Source organism: Exiguobacterium sp. SH4S7, from assembly GCF_004336795.1.
GTDB lineage: Bacteria > Bacillota > Bacilli > Exiguobacteriales > Exiguobacteriaceae > Exiguobacterium > Exiguobacterium aurantiacum_A.
On record NZ_SJUT01000016.1, the window covers coordinates 1 to 16,474 of the forward strand.

General features: G+C 48.4%; 13 protein-coding genes, 1 rRNA gene and 2 riboswitches. Of the genes, 8 read left to right on the forward strand and 6 right to left on the reverse strand.

The annotated features are described in order from the left end of the window. Window positions 1–151: 151 nt before the first annotated feature. The 3 genes from EVJ29_RS15060 to EVJ29_RS15070 form a co-directional block, all read right to left on the reverse strand. Window positions 152–1,480 (reverse strand): N-acetylmuramoyl-L-alanine amidase, encoded by a 1,329-nt coding sequence (locus EVJ29_RS15060; RefSeq protein ID WP_236633571.1) that lies wholly within the window; start codon window positions 1,478–1,480, stop codon window positions 152–154. A gap of 232 nt (window positions 1,481–1,712) precedes the next feature. Beyond that, window positions 1,713–1,916, reverse strand: coding sequence for a hypothetical protein (locus EVJ29_RS15065; RefSeq protein WP_131466572.1), 204 nt, complete (start codon window positions 1,914–1,916; stop codon window positions 1,713–1,715). A 62-nt stretch (window positions 1,917–1,978) separates the two neighbouring features. Next, window positions 1,979–2,656: a hypothetical protein gene (locus tag EVJ29_RS15070; protein ID WP_131490741.1), complete on the reverse strand. Its 678-nt coding sequence runs from the start codon at window positions 2,654–2,656 to the stop codon at window positions 1,979–1,981. A gap of 266 nt (window positions 2,657–2,922) precedes the next feature. On the opposite strand from EVJ29_RS15070, the gene EVJ29_RS15075 reads away from it, so the two are divergent. Next, the gene (locus EVJ29_RS15075) at window positions 2,923–4,185 is read left to right on the forward strand and encodes a tetratricopeptide repeat protein (protein ID WP_131466576.1); all 1,263 of its coding nucleotides are present in this window, start codon (window positions 2,923–2,925) and stop codon (window positions 4,183–4,185) included. Between the two features lie 59 nt (window positions 4,186–4,244). Here EVJ29_RS15075 and EVJ29_RS15080 read toward each other — a convergent pair whose 3' ends face one another. After that, window positions 4,245–4,565 (reverse strand): hypothetical protein, encoded by a 321-nt coding sequence (locus tag EVJ29_RS15080; protein WP_131466578.1) that lies wholly within the window; start codon window positions 4,563–4,565, stop codon window positions 4,245–4,247. 205 nt (window positions 4,566–4,770) lie between these two features. Next, window positions 4,771–6,609 (reverse strand): ATP-binding protein, encoded by a 1,839-nt coding sequence (locus EVJ29_RS15085; RefSeq protein ID WP_236633572.1) that lies wholly within the window; start codon window positions 6,607–6,609, stop codon window positions 4,771–4,773. A gap of 264 nt (window positions 6,610–6,873) precedes the next feature. Here EVJ29_RS15085 and EVJ29_RS15090 point away from each other — a divergent pair, with 264 nt between their 5' ends. From EVJ29_RS15090 to EVJ29_RS15115, 6 genes are all read left to right on the forward strand, one after another. Continuing rightward, window positions 6,874–7,479, forward strand: coding sequence for a flavin reductase family protein (locus EVJ29_RS15090; RefSeq protein WP_131466580.1), 606 nt, complete (start codon window positions 6,874–6,876; stop codon window positions 7,477–7,479). Window positions 7,480–7,651: 172 nt separating this feature from the next. Beyond that, window positions 7,652–8,605: an AAA family ATPase gene (locus EVJ29_RS15095; protein WP_070329107.1), complete on the forward strand. Its 954-nt coding sequence runs from the start codon at window positions 7,652–7,654 to the stop codon at window positions 8,603–8,605. Then, window positions 8,602–9,669, forward strand: coding sequence for a DUF58 domain-containing protein (locus EVJ29_RS15100; RefSeq protein ID WP_131490742.1), 1,068 nt, complete (start codon window positions 8,602–8,604; stop codon window positions 9,667–9,669). The genes EVJ29_RS15095 and EVJ29_RS15100 overlap by 4 nt, the downstream gene beginning before the upstream one ends. A gap of 8 nt (window positions 9,670–9,677) precedes the next feature. After that, window positions 9,678–11,762 (forward strand): transglutaminase domain-containing protein, encoded by a 2,085-nt coding sequence (locus EVJ29_RS15105; protein ID WP_236633573.1) that lies wholly within the window; start codon window positions 9,678–9,680, stop codon window positions 11,760–11,762. Between the two features lie 41 nt (window positions 11,763–11,803). Beyond that, window positions 11,804–11,904: riboswitch (purine riboswitch) on the forward strand. A gap of 111 nt (window positions 11,905–12,015) precedes the next feature. Continuing rightward, the gene (guaA, locus tag EVJ29_RS15110) at window positions 12,016–13,539 is read left to right on the forward strand and encodes a glutamine-hydrolyzing GMP synthase (protein WP_070329119.1); all 1,524 of its coding nucleotides are present in this window, start codon (window positions 12,016–12,018) and stop codon (window positions 13,537–13,539) included. A 133-nt stretch (window positions 13,540–13,672) separates the two neighbouring features. Further along, window positions 13,673–13,774, forward strand: a riboswitch (purine riboswitch). An 88-nt stretch (window positions 13,775–13,862) separates the two neighbouring features. After that, window positions 13,863–15,224, forward strand: a complete 1,362-nt coding sequence (locus tag EVJ29_RS15115) for an NCS2 family permease (protein WP_131505318.1) — start codon at window positions 13,863–13,865, stop codon at window positions 15,222–15,224. 20 nt (window positions 15,225–15,244) lie between these two features. On the opposite strand, the gene EVJ29_RS15120 is transcribed toward EVJ29_RS15115, so the two are convergent. After that, window positions 15,245–16,078 (reverse strand): VanW family protein, encoded by an 834-nt coding sequence (locus EVJ29_RS15120; RefSeq protein WP_131466588.1) that lies wholly within the window; start codon window positions 16,076–16,078, stop codon window positions 15,245–15,247. A 332-nt stretch (window positions 16,079–16,410) separates the two neighbouring features. Between EVJ29_RS15120 and EVJ29_RS15125 the strand changes: the two genes are divergently transcribed. Continuing rightward, window positions 16,411–16,474 (forward strand): 16S ribosomal RNA (locus EVJ29_RS15125); the annotation flags it as partial.

The following is a 16,474-nucleotide window of genomic DNA, read 5'->3' on the forward strand; positions in this document are numbered from 1 at the left end:
TCTTCCAGCATACGTAGTGCACTCAGTTTTTGTTCAATCGAATGCCGACTTCTCGCCATAAAAAAACACTCCCCAATAGATAAACAGATTTGTTATTTCATCTGTCTACCTATTGGGGAGCATATCAAACATTCAGCCAGGTCTCTTTGAATTAGTTCGATGAACGCATGAATTGATGAATGCCGGAAGCAGTCGCATCAGCCATCCGTTGACGATATGTCGTACTCGTCAGATGAGCGCGATCGTTCGCATTGCCAATAAATCCGTATTCGACGAGCGTCGACGGGACGGTATTCTTTCCAATGACATACACGTTTTGATACTTCACGCCACGGTTACGAATCGTTGGGATGCGTACGCCGAGTTCACGGTTGATGGCCGCGCCTAAATTGCGACTTGCGGAGACGTAAGGGTTTGTCGTGTAGCTCTCCGTCGTTGGGACGAGCACTTCATGGCCGTGGTAGGCCGTACTCGGTGCCGAGTTGGCATGGACGCTTACAAAAGCGCTCCCTTTATATGACTTTGTCAACGAGACGCGCTGGGCGAGGGATAAGTAGCCATCGTTTGCACGAGTCATTTTGACGTTATAGTTGTACGTGCTCGATAGTGTGTTCGCCAAGCGCTTAGCGATGTCGAGTGCAATGACTTTCTCTTGGACAGATCCGTAAACCGCACCCGGATCGTTCCCGCCATGACCGGCATCGATGACGACGGTGCGTCCTGATCCGGTTGAAGTAGTGGGTGTCGTCGTTGTGCCCGCTTTCAAATAGCGCGCTGCGACGTAGCCGGTCTTCCCACCGTAAGAAACTTTATACCACGAGCCATACGTCCCCCGGTAAGTCACATTGCGGCCAGACGGGATGGTAAGCAATACCGTTCCGGTCGTCGAGGCACTCTTCCGCAAGTTCAAGTTGACAGTCGTCGTATAAGCTTTTGTCGAGCTTGTCGTTGTCGATGGACTTGAAGCTTTTAAATATTGTGAGGAGACGTAACCGGTCTGTCCGCCATACGTCACTTTGTACCATGAACCGTATGTGCTGACATAAGTCACTCGTTTCCCTGTTGGAATCGTCAATAGAATCGTACCTTTCGTCGAGGCGCTTTTCCGTAAATTTAAGTTGACGGTTGTCGTATAGGCTTTCGTTGAACTAGTCGTCATCGTCGAAGCGGTTGTCTGCTTCACATACTGTGAAGCGACGTACCCCGTCTTGCCACCGTAAGAGACTTTATACCACGAGCCGTACTTGCTTATGTATTTGATCGTCGCGCCTGCTGGGATTGTCAGAAGGACTTTGCTCCAAGTCGCTGCACTAAGGCGAAGATTTAAATTAGCTGTTGTTTTATATGTAGTGGCCGCTTCGACACGAGTTGATTCAAATCCGGTCTGTGAAAGCTCGAGCGGGATGACTGCTGCGCCAGTGAAGACGAGGGATGTGCTAAGTAAGAGTTTTAAATGCCAAGGTGTTTTTTCTATGTTCAATCGTGATTCGCTCCTTTTTCTTGAATCTTTGAAATAACGATGAAATGAAATCGTCTTCATGTCTTCGCTATTATATAAGTAAACAAGAAAAAAATGGAGATTAATATGTAAATTGTTTATCTTTTTTTAAAAAATAGAACGATAGTCGCACCCGGAGTAAAAAAAGAGACGCACAGAGGCGTCTCTCAAGAAAGTGATAGGAGTTCAATAAATCTATACTCGATTTTTATTTTCAACCTAGACGTGGGAAGTCTTCGGCCATTGGTTTGAGAACAGGTTCATTAATTTTTCCTAGACGTGGGAAGTCTTCGGCCATTGGTTTAATGATAGGTTCAATTTTACCGAGACGAGGAAAGTCTTCAGCCATTGGTTTAAATGAGCTTCCTAAAAGGAGAATTGCTGCTGCGATAAAGAAGATACCAGTTACTTTTTTCATGATTGAATTCCTCCGATGTGTTGGTTTATGTGGATAAGCTATGATCCCTAGTGTGATGTTGCTCAGTAGTCAGAGAATGGCGATTCTAGCAATGTGTAGATTGCTTCAGATTGTTGTTCAATCCGTGATTCAAAATCTCCGATGAATTGTTGTGGCATGTTCGGTTCATAGAGCGTAACTTTGTCAGACTCTTCTGTCGTAGCAGATGACAAAATTGGAACATGGGCTTCTTGACTGAGCAGTGTGCTGCAAAGAGGAGGAAATTGATTTTCAAACTGTTGGAGTGGTTCTGGTCTCCAACAGATTGATGCTTCTGGGAGAATATATAAGATGTGTCCTTCTTTCAATAAAGACAGACACTGGCTAACAACACTTTGTTGATCCTGTTCAATGTTGATATAGCCGAACTCGTGAAAATGTTTCTCATAGACTGTTTTTGAACTGCGCTTTAGAATAGAGAGAGACAGTTCAGGCCCAAGAATGTATAGCTTTTTATGAGAACGATTTTCTTGAAGCGTTCTAGCAATCAGTTTTGGTAAAGCCTGATAGTAATCAATTTGAAACGCGTTGAGGATGAAGCCTTTAGATGAACGTAACAATTGGGTCAAATGCTCTAATCCCTCAAACTGATTAGTGTCAGCATAGGAATAAGATACCTTAAAAGAAGACGTTTGCTTCGGATGGAAGTAAATTCTAGGTTTAATATAATCTTCTGCGAGTAGAAAGTTTAATTTACCCATTCGTTCTATTCACCTCCGAATTTTGAATTACCTTTTATTATTTTTAATTTGAATCGATTTACCTAATAAAGAAATCGTTACTTCTTTTGCATAGTTAAATTTTATCACGGATAATTAGACTATTGGACTGTTACTGGTTGGGAAAATGGAAGTGATAAAAGGTGTATTTTATCGTTTTTTTGAATGCATTTTCCTGATTATCGTTAAAATAACCTGAATAATCATAAATAGTCGTTAAATTTGGGACGAAGGGGCTACTACTTGAAATGGAATATAACTACGGGAACCTAATTAAAGTAGAGCGAATGCGCAATAATATGAAACAGTCCGTGCTTGCGAGGGGAATCTGCTCCATTTCATATTTAAGTAAAATTGAGAATAATCAAACTACGCCTAGTGAAGAAGTACTAGAACTTATTTTTAAAAGGCTTGGATTAGATGTCCCTCTGTATTTTGACTTTAGCGAACAGGTTCAAGGGATTAAACACGAAATTCGTGAGACGTTAAAAGATGCAATTTTAACTAGAAATGATAAAGATAAACAAATAAAAGTGGAAAAGTACATTACAAGTCCTGTCGTCTCTCAATCAAAGGAATTGTATACGACTTTGTTAATGACTTTAGCTCGATTCGAACTAATGCCTGGTCGAGATGGAAAGTACTTTATAGAACTTGGATGGATTGAAGATCAACTAGACCGTGATGATAAATTAAGATACGCATTAATGAAAGCTTTAACATTATTTCAACTAGGCGACAAAGAAGGTTCTCTTGAATTGTTAGAACAGCTAAATGACGGATTGTCTAGTTCGCACATACCCGACTGGGAACTAGCCGATATGAGATATATTATGGGAGGTATATATTATAAATCCACGGATTTTTTACAAGCGATAGAGAATGTAAGAAGTGCTTTATCTTACTTCAAAGACAATTTTTATGTGGAAAGGATTATTGAATGTCACTTAATTATCGGTTTAGCTTATAAAAGAAGAAAACGCTATATGGAATCATTATCGCATTATGATCTTGCGATTAAAGTTACTAGCGCAACCGATTTAAAGCATTATTATGGAATGATATACAACAACATGGGAGAAATTTATTCTCTTCTTGGTGAAAAAGAAAAAGCATTAGATTATTTTATTAATAGCTTAGAGTATAAAACAGAAATTAAGAGCCGGCTGTATAGTGTGTTGTCATTAATCGAAGTATACGCAGCACTAGAAAATCCTAAAGGGATTATTAAGTGGCTAGAAGAAGGATTTGCACTTATGGGAAATCAAAAGGATTTAGATGAATTTATCTACCACTTCGAAATCTACAAAAACTGTTATCAAGAACAAGACAAACTTAGTTTGATGAACAGCCTAAAGAAAGCGGTTCAATACTTTGAGTCGTTTGACGAATATCTATATACAAACAAATACGCACTCTGGCTTGCGCGTGAGCTTCGTGAAAACGGAAAGTACAAACTAGCTACCGAGTACTATGAAAAATCTATCGCGATCATGTCGAGATGGGATTAACGCTTCCCTCGGGAGGCGTTTTTTCACGCACAAAAAAAGAGACGCCCGAATCGTCTCTTTCATGGTGTAGTAAAATAGTGGACCGTCCAAAACGATTCATGGAGAAGTGACTCTTGTTCCGCATGCCCTGCCTGTACTTGTTGGATCAAGTGGATGATGTGCTTTTGCAAGTTTGAATCGTGGGAACCGCTATGGAGGATATGATCCTCGTTCGCGATGATGTAGAAACCACCTAAGCGAAGCGGGATGTGGTTTCTCACGATTGATACGGCAATCTGGAGTTCGGTTTGTCCACCTTGAAGTGGAACGTTTAAATCAAAACGTCCCCATTGTTTAAAGTCGCCTAATTCTGAAAACGCGGGTGGGTCCTGGTGATCCAACTTCATGACCTCCAATCGTGTGTCTCTCTTCTTCCTTAGTATAACTTCTTTTCTATAAAAGACGTGTAAGAATATTGGCGTAGGTATAACCGAGTGAACTTGTTCTGTTCCGTTGCTATTGTTTTTCTATATTATGCCAAAAGATTCCTTTATTAAAAAGCAAAAAGCGGTGAAAAAACACGATCGGCTGAAATGCCAATCGTGTTCATTGATGAATCGCTTCTTTTAAAGTCGGTAATTCACAGATGAACGTGCTGCCTTCACCGTAAACTGATTCGACATGAAGGTGGCCTTCGTGTGCTTTAGTGATTTCTTTACAGATGGCAAGGCCAAGCCCGGTGCCGCCGATTTTACGACGATCCGAATTGTCGACACGATAAAATTTTCCGAATAAGTTCGGCAGAGCGGACGAAGGGATGCCGATTCCGTTATCGCGTACTTTTATGACGACTTGATCGTCGATCCGTTCGAGCGAGACGAGGACGTTGCCGCCTTCTGGTGAGTATTTGATGGCGTTGCTGAGCAAGTTGCCGAGTAGTTGTTGCATCCCGGCGAGATCTGCCTCGATATGAAAATCTTGGGCCGAGTCGGCGTCGAGGTGAATGTGGTGCAGGTCGGTCGTCTCTTGATAGAATGTGATGCTGTCGCGCGCTAGTGTATACAAATCGACATGTTCCCACTCGAACGTCTGTTTTCCGGCCTCCATCTTTTGAAGGTCGAGGAAGTCGCTGACCAAGTAGGAGAGGCGTTTCGCCTCGTCATGAATCGTCTTCAAATACAATTCACGGCGGCTGTCTTTCAAATTACGTTCGAGCATCAATTCTGTGAACCCGTAAATCGATGACAGCGGCGTCCGTAATTCATGAGACACGGTCGAAACGAGCTCGGACTTCATTCGGTCGATTTCTGTTTCGGCCGTCACATCACGTAAGACGAGCATCGTTCCGTGAAGCGTCTCGTCCCGGTAAATACTTTCCGCGTACACTTGAAGGTAGCAATCCCCCTGGTCAAGCGAGATCGAAAGTCCGTCTACCGGAGGGTCTTGGTTGAAGACGCGTTCAACATAGTCGATGAACAACTCACGTTGGTCGACGCGTTCGGCCAACTGTTCGATATCGATCGAGACGGTGGCCAATTCCTCATAGCCTTTGTATTCGAACTGAAGCTCATCGAACATGCGCACGAAAGCCCGGTTACCGACGACGGTCTGTTCTTCGTAGTTCAAGTAGAGGATCGCTTCGCGCACCGAGTTGATCAATTGGGCCGTCTCTTTCCGGTCTTGTTGCATCTGACTGTAAAGGCGTGTCCGTAGCAAGGAAATCGCCAATTGATTCGCGAACGCGTTCAATTCCGACTTTTCACTCGCATCGAACTGTTCGTCATAACAAGCGAGGTAGAGGCACCCAATCATCTTGCCATCAGACGGATCCTTTACCGGGATGGCCGTCTCGTGGATATAGTAAGGATAGTTGTGAACATCGTCGGCAATTTTTTTCGACGTCGCCTCGAGTGCTTGTGAGGTCATGGTACGTTGTAATAGATATGATTTTTCGATTAAGCTCTCTTGTTGTTCCTCGGTCATTCCATTTGGGACGACCGAATGGATTTCTCCGTCCTTGACGAGCATCAACGCGCCGAATTCTGCTTCGGTCAACAAGACGATTTTTTCGATGACCGAAGAATAGTCGAATAACGATTCCTTTGAGGCGAGCACTTCAATCAATTCGTTCCGGGATTGTAGTTTGGTCTCATTTTGTTTTGATTCCTCGAGCACTTGTTGCGTCTCTTGTTGCTTCGCGTGCATGTTTTCGTTTTGAGCAGCCATCCGTTTGATGAGCGGTCGCCCGATTAATAAAATAGCTCCGATAAACATGACTAACCCGACTACCCAGATCCAACGTAGCGACATCAGTTCGCTTGACGAGACTGTCCCGTCTCGAACGACCCAAGCTCCGATCCCGGTCAAGACGAGGCTAGCGATACATACTCCGTATAAGATACGGAGTATTTGGCGACTGTCCAATTGTTCAATCCACTTGCCCATAATACGCTCTACTTCCTTCCTTGTCTGAAAACCACTCCACTTCATTCATCAAATAATCGAAATATACATAAAGAGAAATCGTCTGAAAACCAAACTGCTCATGTACTGTGAAATCGGCTGATTTTCTTTTTCTCTAATTAACACATCTAGACGGATATACCCCGAATTTAATAATCCTACACATTCCGATGCGTTTACGTTTGACATCGTCCATTCGAAACAGCTAGCTTGAAAGTAACAATATGATGAAAGAAGAGGTGGCTTATGTTATCAATCGATCCGACTGCATTGACTGAACGAGACACGTATAAGTTTTTAATCGGGAGCATCGTCCCGCGGCCGATTGCTTTTGTGACGACGCGCAACGGTGATGTCGTCAATGCTGCCCCGTTCAGTTACTTTAATATCATCGCGTCAAACCCTCCGCTCGTCTCGGTGTCCATCCAACGAAAAGATGGCGTCATGAAAGATACGGCCCGGAATGCAGTTGCGACGGAAGAACTCGTGATTCATATCGTCGATGAGACGAACGTCGCACTCGTAAACGAGACGGCGGCGAACCTAGGGCCAGAGGAAAGTGAGCTCGACCGGACGACGTTCACGCTCGAACCGAGTGACGTCATTGAAACGCCGGGTGTCAAAGAAGCGAAGATCCGGATGGAGTGTAAACTTCATCATCACGTTCCCATCGAACATGACGGAAAAGTGACGGCCGATGTTTTAATCGCCCGTGTCGTCCGTTTTCATGTCGATCCCGAATTGTATCAAGCCGGGCGCGTCGACGCAGCGCAATTGGCACCGGTCAGCCGTCTGGCTGGTGATTTTTATGCCAAACTCGGTGAACAGTTCGAGATTGAACGACCTAAATAAATATCGGAGGCGCCCGCTCGTTTTGGAGAGAGGGCGCCTGTTTTCGGGTAAAGAACGGAAAGCCGATTCGTACGATGTATTTCTTTCATTCAAGCGGCTCAATATGTCACAATAAAATCAGAACATTCGAATTTCGGAAGAGACAGGAACAAGAGAAAAAGGGGAGTCGGCCATGTCTTATCGTCCAGCCATTCAATCGATCATCACCGCCATTGAGACGGTGATCGTCGGAAAAGAAGATGTCATCGCGAAAAGTTTGACTGCTTTGCTTGCCGGAGGTCACGTGCTGTTAGAAGATGTCCCAGGTGTCGGGAAGACGATGCTCGTTCGTGCCTTCAGCCGTGCCATCGACCTTAACTTTAAACGCGTTCAATTCACTCCAGACATGCTCCCGTCCGATTTGACGGGCATCTCGATGTATAACCAAAAGACGAAAGAGTTTGAATATCGTCCTGGCCCGCTCATGGGCAACATCGTCCTAGCCGACGAAATCAACCGGACGTCACCAAAGACGCAGTCGGCGCTCTTAGAGGCGATGGCGGAGCGCAGTGTGACCGTTGACGGCGAAGTGAAGATTCTTCCGTCGCCGTTCTTCGTCATGGCGACCCAAAACCCGATCGAGCATGAAGGGACGTACCCGTTACCGGAAGCCCAACTCGACCGTTTCCTTCTCAAAATCGAGATGGGCTATCCGTCATTTAATGAGGAGATTGCCTTGTTGACCCGCTTCGAGAAGGCAGAACCGCTAGAAGCGTTGCAAAGTGTCATCTCGAAAGAAGAAGTGGAACAGATGCAGCGTGAAGTACGCGACGTTCACGTCTCGAGCGCGGTCAAGCAGTATATCGTCCGCTTGATTCATGAGACGCGGAACGACCCGTTCACATACCTCGGCGGAAGTCCGCGGGCGACGCTCGCTCTAATGAAAACGGCTCAGGCGTGGGCATACATCCATAACCGTGATTTCGTCTTACCGGATGACGTCAAGGCGCTCGCAGGAAGCGTGCTCGGGCACCGGGTATTGTTGACGGCGGAAGCGCGCTATAAAGGGAAGACGTCAGAGCAACTCGTCAAAGGGTGGCTCGACACACTTCCCGTCCCGATGGATCGCGAGGTCAAGGAAGTATGAAAAATTGGATGAAGCTGTTCCTCGTCTGGGCGGCGGCATTCGGACTTTATGCGTTCGCTCGCATCGAAGGGAGTATCGTCGCGTCGACGCTATGGTGGTCATTTTTCGTCTTGACCGTGTACTGGACGCTGTTCATGGTGTATCCGGTCACGGCGGCGAACGTGTCTCGTCGCGTCACGACAAAACGACTCGTCTCTGGGCAGACGATGGACGTGGCACTTCGAATCGAACGAAAGTACCCGTTCCTCATCGGTGTCGTTACGCTTGAAGAGACACCGCCATCGCGCTTGGCCGAGGTGACGGATCCGATCGTGACCCCGGTCGATCGTTTCTTTCGACGCAGTGAGACGGTCCATTATGAGGTTGAACACATTAAGCGAGGCATTCATGTGTTTGACCGGACACTCCTTCACGTCCGTGACGTCTTTGGGTTATTCGACCGTAAACGGACGCTTCGGATTGAGACGGTCGTCGAAGTCTCCCCGGCTGAACTTCCTTTCGATTTGCCGCGCGATGAACATGTCGGCGGACGGGGCGAGCAATATCGGCGCACCCGGACATATACCGAAGTCGCCAATACGACGAGCGGTGTCCGTGAGTATGCGGCCGGTGACCGTATCGGCCGGATCGATTGGAAAGCGTCGGCCCGTCGAGACAACTTGATGACGAAGACGTTCGACCAAGAACAAGAAAAGAAACTATCGCTCGTATTCGTGCCGTCGGCTTCGGCCGGGCATGAGGAAGCGTTCGAACGTTCGCTGTCACTGCTCGTCGGGGCGATTCGGCAACTCGAGCGCAAAAACTTGCCGTTTGAACTGTACGTCATTGAAGAGCAAGTCCGCTTGTTCCATTTGCCGGACCAAAGTGCCGAGCTTGGGCATTACCTGTTGACGGCGACGCCGGAACCGGAAGGCCGTCTCGTCGAGCGGGTCAAGCGCAACATGCCGCAAGAGACGGGCAACTTAATTTTGATTAGCCCGTTCGAGACGAAATGGGTGCGCGAACTCATGCATGAGACCCAAGGCAGCTATCATCTCTATACGGCGAATGAGGTGACGACATGACCGAGTGGGTGAAGCGAATCGTTTATACGGCCCTGGCCGCTTATTTGTTGTCATTTTGGGTTGAACCGATTGTCGGAAGCACGACGTTTGATGTGAACTGGCCGTTTTTATTTTTGTTGCTGGTGCCGATGTTTGCGAGCCTGCTCCCTTGGTACGGCTTTATCACTGTCGTCGTCCTCAACTTTTTTACGGTCCTCTACATCTATCACGGCAGTTTGCTCGACTGGTTCGGACTATGGCTCGACGACTTGACGGGCGTATTGAGCGGGGCGCTGCCTGAAGAAGCCATTTTCTTCTCGGCGATGGCGCTCATCGGTGTCTTGTTTGCCATTTTGGTCGGCCGGACGTATCCGAGCTACGGCTTCGTTCTCGGAATGATTGTCTCGACGCTTGGGTTGATGGCGTATTTTGACACGTGGACGCTCTATGATGGTGAAAGTAATATCCTATTCGCCATCTTGGCATCGCTCTTCCTCTTGTTCGTGACCGATGTGGCGAAGCGTCCGAGCAAATCGCTCGTCCGTTACGTCAGCATCAGCCTGCTCGCTGCGGTCGTCATCGTACTTGGCAGTGTGTCTCCGACAATCGAAGGGGACTGGTCTGATCGGTTGACGACGAGTTTCCAAAACGCGGTGAACGAGGGCGGTTCGGGGAGTGGTCGCGTCGGTTATGGCGTGAACGACGAACAGCTCGGCGGTCCGTTCGAACAAGATGACGGCATCGTCTTCATCGCACGGGGTGTGCCGGCCCGCTATTGGCGCATCGAGGCAAAAGAGATTTATACGGGTAAAGGATGGGTTGAATCCCCTGTCCTCGATTCTGACTATAACCGGGGGCAGCTCGTCGACGATGAGGTCGATACGACCCCGGAACAGGCGTTGCTCCGATTTGACCGTCGCCAGTCGTTCGTCCCCTATGGCGGGGAATACCCGCAGGCTGCAGAGACGGAGAGTGGGACGGAATTCCTTGTCGGAGACATCGAAGAGTCGTTCCCGAATGAGACGATCCACATTCGCCCTTCCGGAAAAATCGTATTCGATAATGACGGACAAGTGACGCCGGAGACGATTCAGTTGCGATACAGCGTCCCTTCATTTACAGAACAACAACTCGAGCTGAACGAACCGGTGACGACGTTGACGGACGAGGAGCAACAAGCTTATTTGCAGTTGCCGGATACGCTACCGGACCGGGTCCGTGATTTAGCGGTCGAGATTATGGCCGACAGTGAGAACCCGTACGAACAAGCGCAAGCGATCCAAGCCTTCTTCCAGTCAGGCGAGTTCCAATATGACACGGAAGATGTGGCAACCCCTGAAGGCGAGACCGACTATGTCGACCAGTTCTTGTTCGATACGCTCGTCGGGTACTGTGATAACTTCTCAACGTCAGCTGCCGTGCTCCTGCGGGCGAACGGCGTGCCAACGCGTTGGGTGAAAGGCTTTACGATGGGGGATACACGCGGAGTCATCCAAGGTGAGGAAGAATATACGGTCCGAAACCGCCACGCCCACTCGTGGGTCGAGTATTTCGTGGAAGGGGCTGGTTGGGTGCCGCTCGAGGCGACGATCAGTTTCTCTGACGCTAGCTTGTTGCAAGTCGAGACGGAATCGGACATCCGAGCAGATGATCCGGTGGCGAACGACCCTCAGGCGAACCAAAACGATCAACAGACGAACCGTCCGCAAGAAGACTTGGCGCTCGACGACGTCGCGACAGGCGAGACGGCGGCCGAGTCGTGGAATATACCGGTTTGGGCTTGGGTGCTCATCGTGTTCGCAGTTGCCTTGCTCGTCTGGAACCGTAAGTCACTCGAACGGTTGATTATGGTCCTCTGGTGGACGAGACGTCCGCTCAATGAACCACGGCTCGTGGCGATGCATCGTTATCTCGTGAAACGGCTTCGCGGCGCCGGATTTAAAGTTGAGGGCCGGACGCCGTCCGAGCTCGCGGCCGAAGTCGATGCGTACTACGAATCGGACGAAATGACGCGCCTGACGCGCTTGTTCGAACAGAGCCTTTACGCCGATCAAACTCCGAATTCAAAATATAAAGAATATTGGAAAATCATGATTCGCCGAATTATGAGTTGAAGTGAACGGGTGCATACAGTAAGATAGACGCATTAGTTAGACAATTGAACAAAGCATTCCTTCGTATATACTCGCGAATTGGCGCGAGAGTCTCTACCGGACCACCGTAAATGGACCGACTATGAAGGAGCACGTTTCGTATACAGAAAAAAGGGCGTGCTTCTTCTTCGGTTTGGTGAATCCGTGGGAGAGGCTCGCTCTTTTTTTGAGATGAAGGCAGAAAGGTGGAGGTTTTGTGAAGATAGAACAAGAAATGATTTTGGTGCTCGACTTTGGAGGACAATACAATCAGTTAATCACACGCCGAGTGCGTGACCTTGGGGTGTACAGTGAGCTTCATTCCCATAAGATGACCGCTGCCGAGATTCGTGAACTTGCCCCGGCCGGTATTATCTTCTCGGGCGGACCGAACAGCGTTTACGCGGAAGGTGCGTACCGCTGCGATCCAGAAATCTTTGAACTCGGTATCCCGATCTTTGGGATCTGTTACGGCATGCAGCTCATGACGCATCACTTCGGGGGACGCGTCGAACGTGCGGCCCATCGCGAGTATGGGAAAGCGACGCTGTTCTCGACACCTGAAGCATCTGCCCTTTACACAGGCTTGCCGGTTGAGCACACGGTGTGGATGAGCCACGGTGACCTCGTCATGGAAGCACCGGAAGGGTTCATCGTCGATGGGACGAACCCGTCTTGCCCGGTCGCCTCGATCAAAAACGACGACCTCAAAATGTATGGTGTCCAGTACCATCCGGAAGTACGTCACTCGGAGTACGGCAACGACATCTTGAAAAACTTCATCTATGAAGTGTGTGGTGCCAAAGGCGAGTGGTCGATGGAGAACTTTATCGACATCGAAGTCGAGAAGATCCGTGAGATCGTCGGCGATAAACAAGTCCTCTGCGCCTTGTCTGGCGGTGTCGACTCATCTGTCGTCGCAGCGCTCGTCCATCGTGCGATCGGGGACCAGTTGACATGTATGTTCGTCGATCATGGTTTGCTCCGTAAGAATGAGGCGGATAGCGTCATGAAGACGTTCGCGGACGGATTCAACATGAAAGTCATCAAAATCGACGCGCAAGAACGCTTCATGGCGAAACTAGCCGGCGTCTCGGATCCGGAACAGAAGCGGAAAATTATCGGCAATGAGTTCATTTACGTGTTTGACGAAGAAGCGTCTCAACTCGTCGATATGGACTTCCTTGCCCAAGGGACGCTTTACACGGATATCATCGAGAGCGGTACCGACACGGCGCAGACGATCAAGTCGCACCATAACGTCGGTGGCCTGCCTGAAGATATGAACTTCACGTTGATCGAGCCGCTCAACACGCTATTTAAAGATGAAGTACGGGAACTCGGGACCGAACTCGGCCTTCCTGAATACATCGTTTGGCGTCAGCCGTTCCCGGGACCGGGTCTTGGCATTCGCGTCCTCGGTGAGATCACAGAAGAGAAGCTTGAAATCGTCCGCGAGTCGGATGCGATCCTTCGCGAAGAAGTGAAGAAGGCTGGACTCGAACGCGATATCTGGCAGTACTTCACCGTCCTCACACCGATCCGTTCGGTCGGGGTCATGGGCGACGAGCGGACTTACGACTATGCGGTCGGCGTTCGTGCCGTCACGTCGATTGATGGGATGACGTCGGACTGGGCACGTATCCCGTGGGACGTGCTTGAAAAGATTTCAGTTCGAATCGTCAATGAAGTCAGTCACGTCAACCGTGTCCTGTACGACATCACATCGAAGCCACCAGCGACAATCGAGTGGGAATAAACTTGAGCAGAGGGGAATCCCTCTGCTTTTGTCTAATTCCGAACATTTAACGAAAAAATATTAATAAAATCCGTCATTTTGTTGACATTCAATTTTAACGCTGATAAGATAAAAACGTTCTTATTCATATCCGAACAATCAAATTAAATTTTGCCGTATAATATCGGGAATATGGCCCGAGAGTCTCTACGAAATCACCTTAAATGATTTCACTACGGCGAGACATATATAAGGGGACGTCTGTCCCTGTATGTTTCGCGTGGGGTCCTCGGTCATTGATCGGGGACCTTTCTCGTTTTACGGCGAGCCAAGGAGGAAAACCAATGAGCACACAGCTCAAGCAAGAACCGAAACATCAACCGTCAGAAAGCCGGATCGAACGTCACTTCCAGTTGAATGAACTTGGAACGAACGTAAAAACCGAACTCGTCGCAGGATTCACTACATTCCTCGCGATGGCGTACATCTTGTTCGTCAACCCGAACGTGCTCGGGGCTGCTGGGATGGACATGGGTGCCGTCTTCGTGGCAACTGGTCTCGTCGCACTTATCGGATCGGTCACGATGGGGCTATTCGCCAACTACCCGATCGCCATCGCGCCTGGTATGGGGCTTAACGCCTTCTTCGCCTACAGTGTCGTCATCGGGATGGGCATCCCGTGGCAGACGGCGCTCTCGGGTGTTCTCGTCTCAGGATTGTTCTTTATCGCTTTGACGCTCTCAGGTATTCGTGAGACGGTCGTTAACGCGATTCCGGCTCCGCTTAAAATGGCGGTGGCGGCAGGGATTGGTTTCTTCATCGCCTTCATCGGCTTGAAAAATGCAGGGATTGTTGTTGCGAACGAAGCGACACTTGTCGGCCTTGGATCGCTCGGGACAGGAACTACGCTTCTCGCGGTATTCGGTCTCGTCGTCAGTGCATTGTTGATGGCTCGAGACATCAAGGGTGGAATTTTCATTGGGATGTTGTTGACAGCCATCGCAGGAATGATTTTTGGTCTCGTGCCGACACCGACTGCAATCTCAGATGTTGTATCGATGCCGCCAAGCATGTCTTCGACGTTCGGCCAAGCATTCATCAACTTCGGTGATGTTTTCACGCTTCAAATGCTCATCGTCATCTTGACGTTCTTCTTCATCGACTTCTTTGATACGGCAGGAACGCTCGTTGCTGTTGCGCGTCAAGCTGGAATCATGAAAGAAAACAAAGTGCCGCGTGCGAGTAAGGCGCTCATGGCGGATTCGACTGCGACGGTTGCAGGTGCGATCTTCGGTACGTCGACAGCGACGTCTTACGTCGAATCGTCAGCGGGTGTAGCGGCGGGTGGTCGTACAGGGTTGACTGCTGTGTTCGCAGGTCTCTTCTTCGGGTTAGCGTTGTTCTTCTCACCACTCTTAGCAGTCGTCACGGCACCGGTTACGGCACCGGCACTCATCATCGTTGGTGTGTTGATGGCCTCAGCTCTCCTCGATATCGATTGGAAAAAAATAGAAATCGCAGTTCCGGCATTCTTGACGATTATCATGATGCCGCTCACTTCATCGATTGCTACTGGGATTGGACTTGGGTTTATCCTTTATCCGCTCATGATGATCGCGAAAGGGAAGACGAAAGAAATTCATCCAATCATGTACGGGATGCTCGTCATCTTCCTTGCTTACTTCATGTTCTTACCGCACGCATAACGTGACTAAGGCCGACTCGATCAAGAGTCGGCCTTTTTGTATACGGTATTCTCTGGCAGGAACGGGTCATACATCGTCAAGGCGTGGTTTTCGGTGATGAACTCGTTACGCAGCAGTGTCCCGTCCTGTGAAATGACTTCTTGGAAAATTTGATTGTGCCGGATTGTACCGCCCCACCATTCCTTTGTGAAATGGTGGTTTTGTTCGTATATTCTATAACTGACGGCCGGCGGGATGTCGGACCGCCATTCGCCGACAAGTTCATCTCCTTCTATATATAGAAGCAATTGATACGTTTGGGTTGTCTGATTCGTAATTTGCAGATCGAGATAATTGTATGAACATGTCGCCCCGCTGCCGAACGGTTGGTCGCGTCTAGAGTCCGGGAATACATCGTAACTGTGCCGATAACGTTCGGTGACGGTGAGTGGGCTGTGCAGTGTGATCCAGTAAATCAAATTCGAAAGTTGACATAGGCCGCCCCCGACACCGGTAGTGACTTTGCCGTAGTGAAGGATCATGCCGTCGACATATCCTTTCCGTTTCGTCGGCCGCCCGATTGATTTCCAGTAAGATAATACTTCACCAGGGTGGACGATCAAGTTGTTAAGTTGCTTGATTGCGATGTGCAGGTTGATCACTTTGTTTCGTTGCATTTCCATATCGACATCACGGAGTCTTCTATATAAAGGTGTGCGATGGGTGTGGATCAAATGAGGCAACGGCGCTTTACTTTTAGTGGACGCATAGTGCTTCTCGTCTGTCATCCATTCAAGACTTCGCTTGAGCGTATATACTTGTGTCCCTGCCCAGATACGTAGGGCAGACCTATGTTTTGGTTGGAGTTGCTGCATGCCGTGGCCACCTTCTGTGAATGAGTATAGGGGACGTATTCGATTAGCGGAGAGTGATTCCTTCTTTAGAGAAAATAAGAAAGGAAATTTTCTAAAGTTTTTTTAGAATAATGCTTGCCAGGCAGTTTGGAGGATGATATAGTTATCTCTGTTGCCAACAACGCTTTCGGAAACGAGAAAAAAAGTTGTTGACATGATTTAAAATGAAATGTTATTATCATTTAGTCGCTAAGGGCGGCAGACGAACTTTGAAAACTGAACGATGAGGCAAAAAAGTTTTACAAGTTTTGATTGAAGCGCAAGCTTCGTCATTTTCAAGAGCTATATCAAATTCTTTGGAGAGTTTGATCCTGGCTCAGGACGAACGCTGGCGGCGTGCCTAATACATGCAAGTCG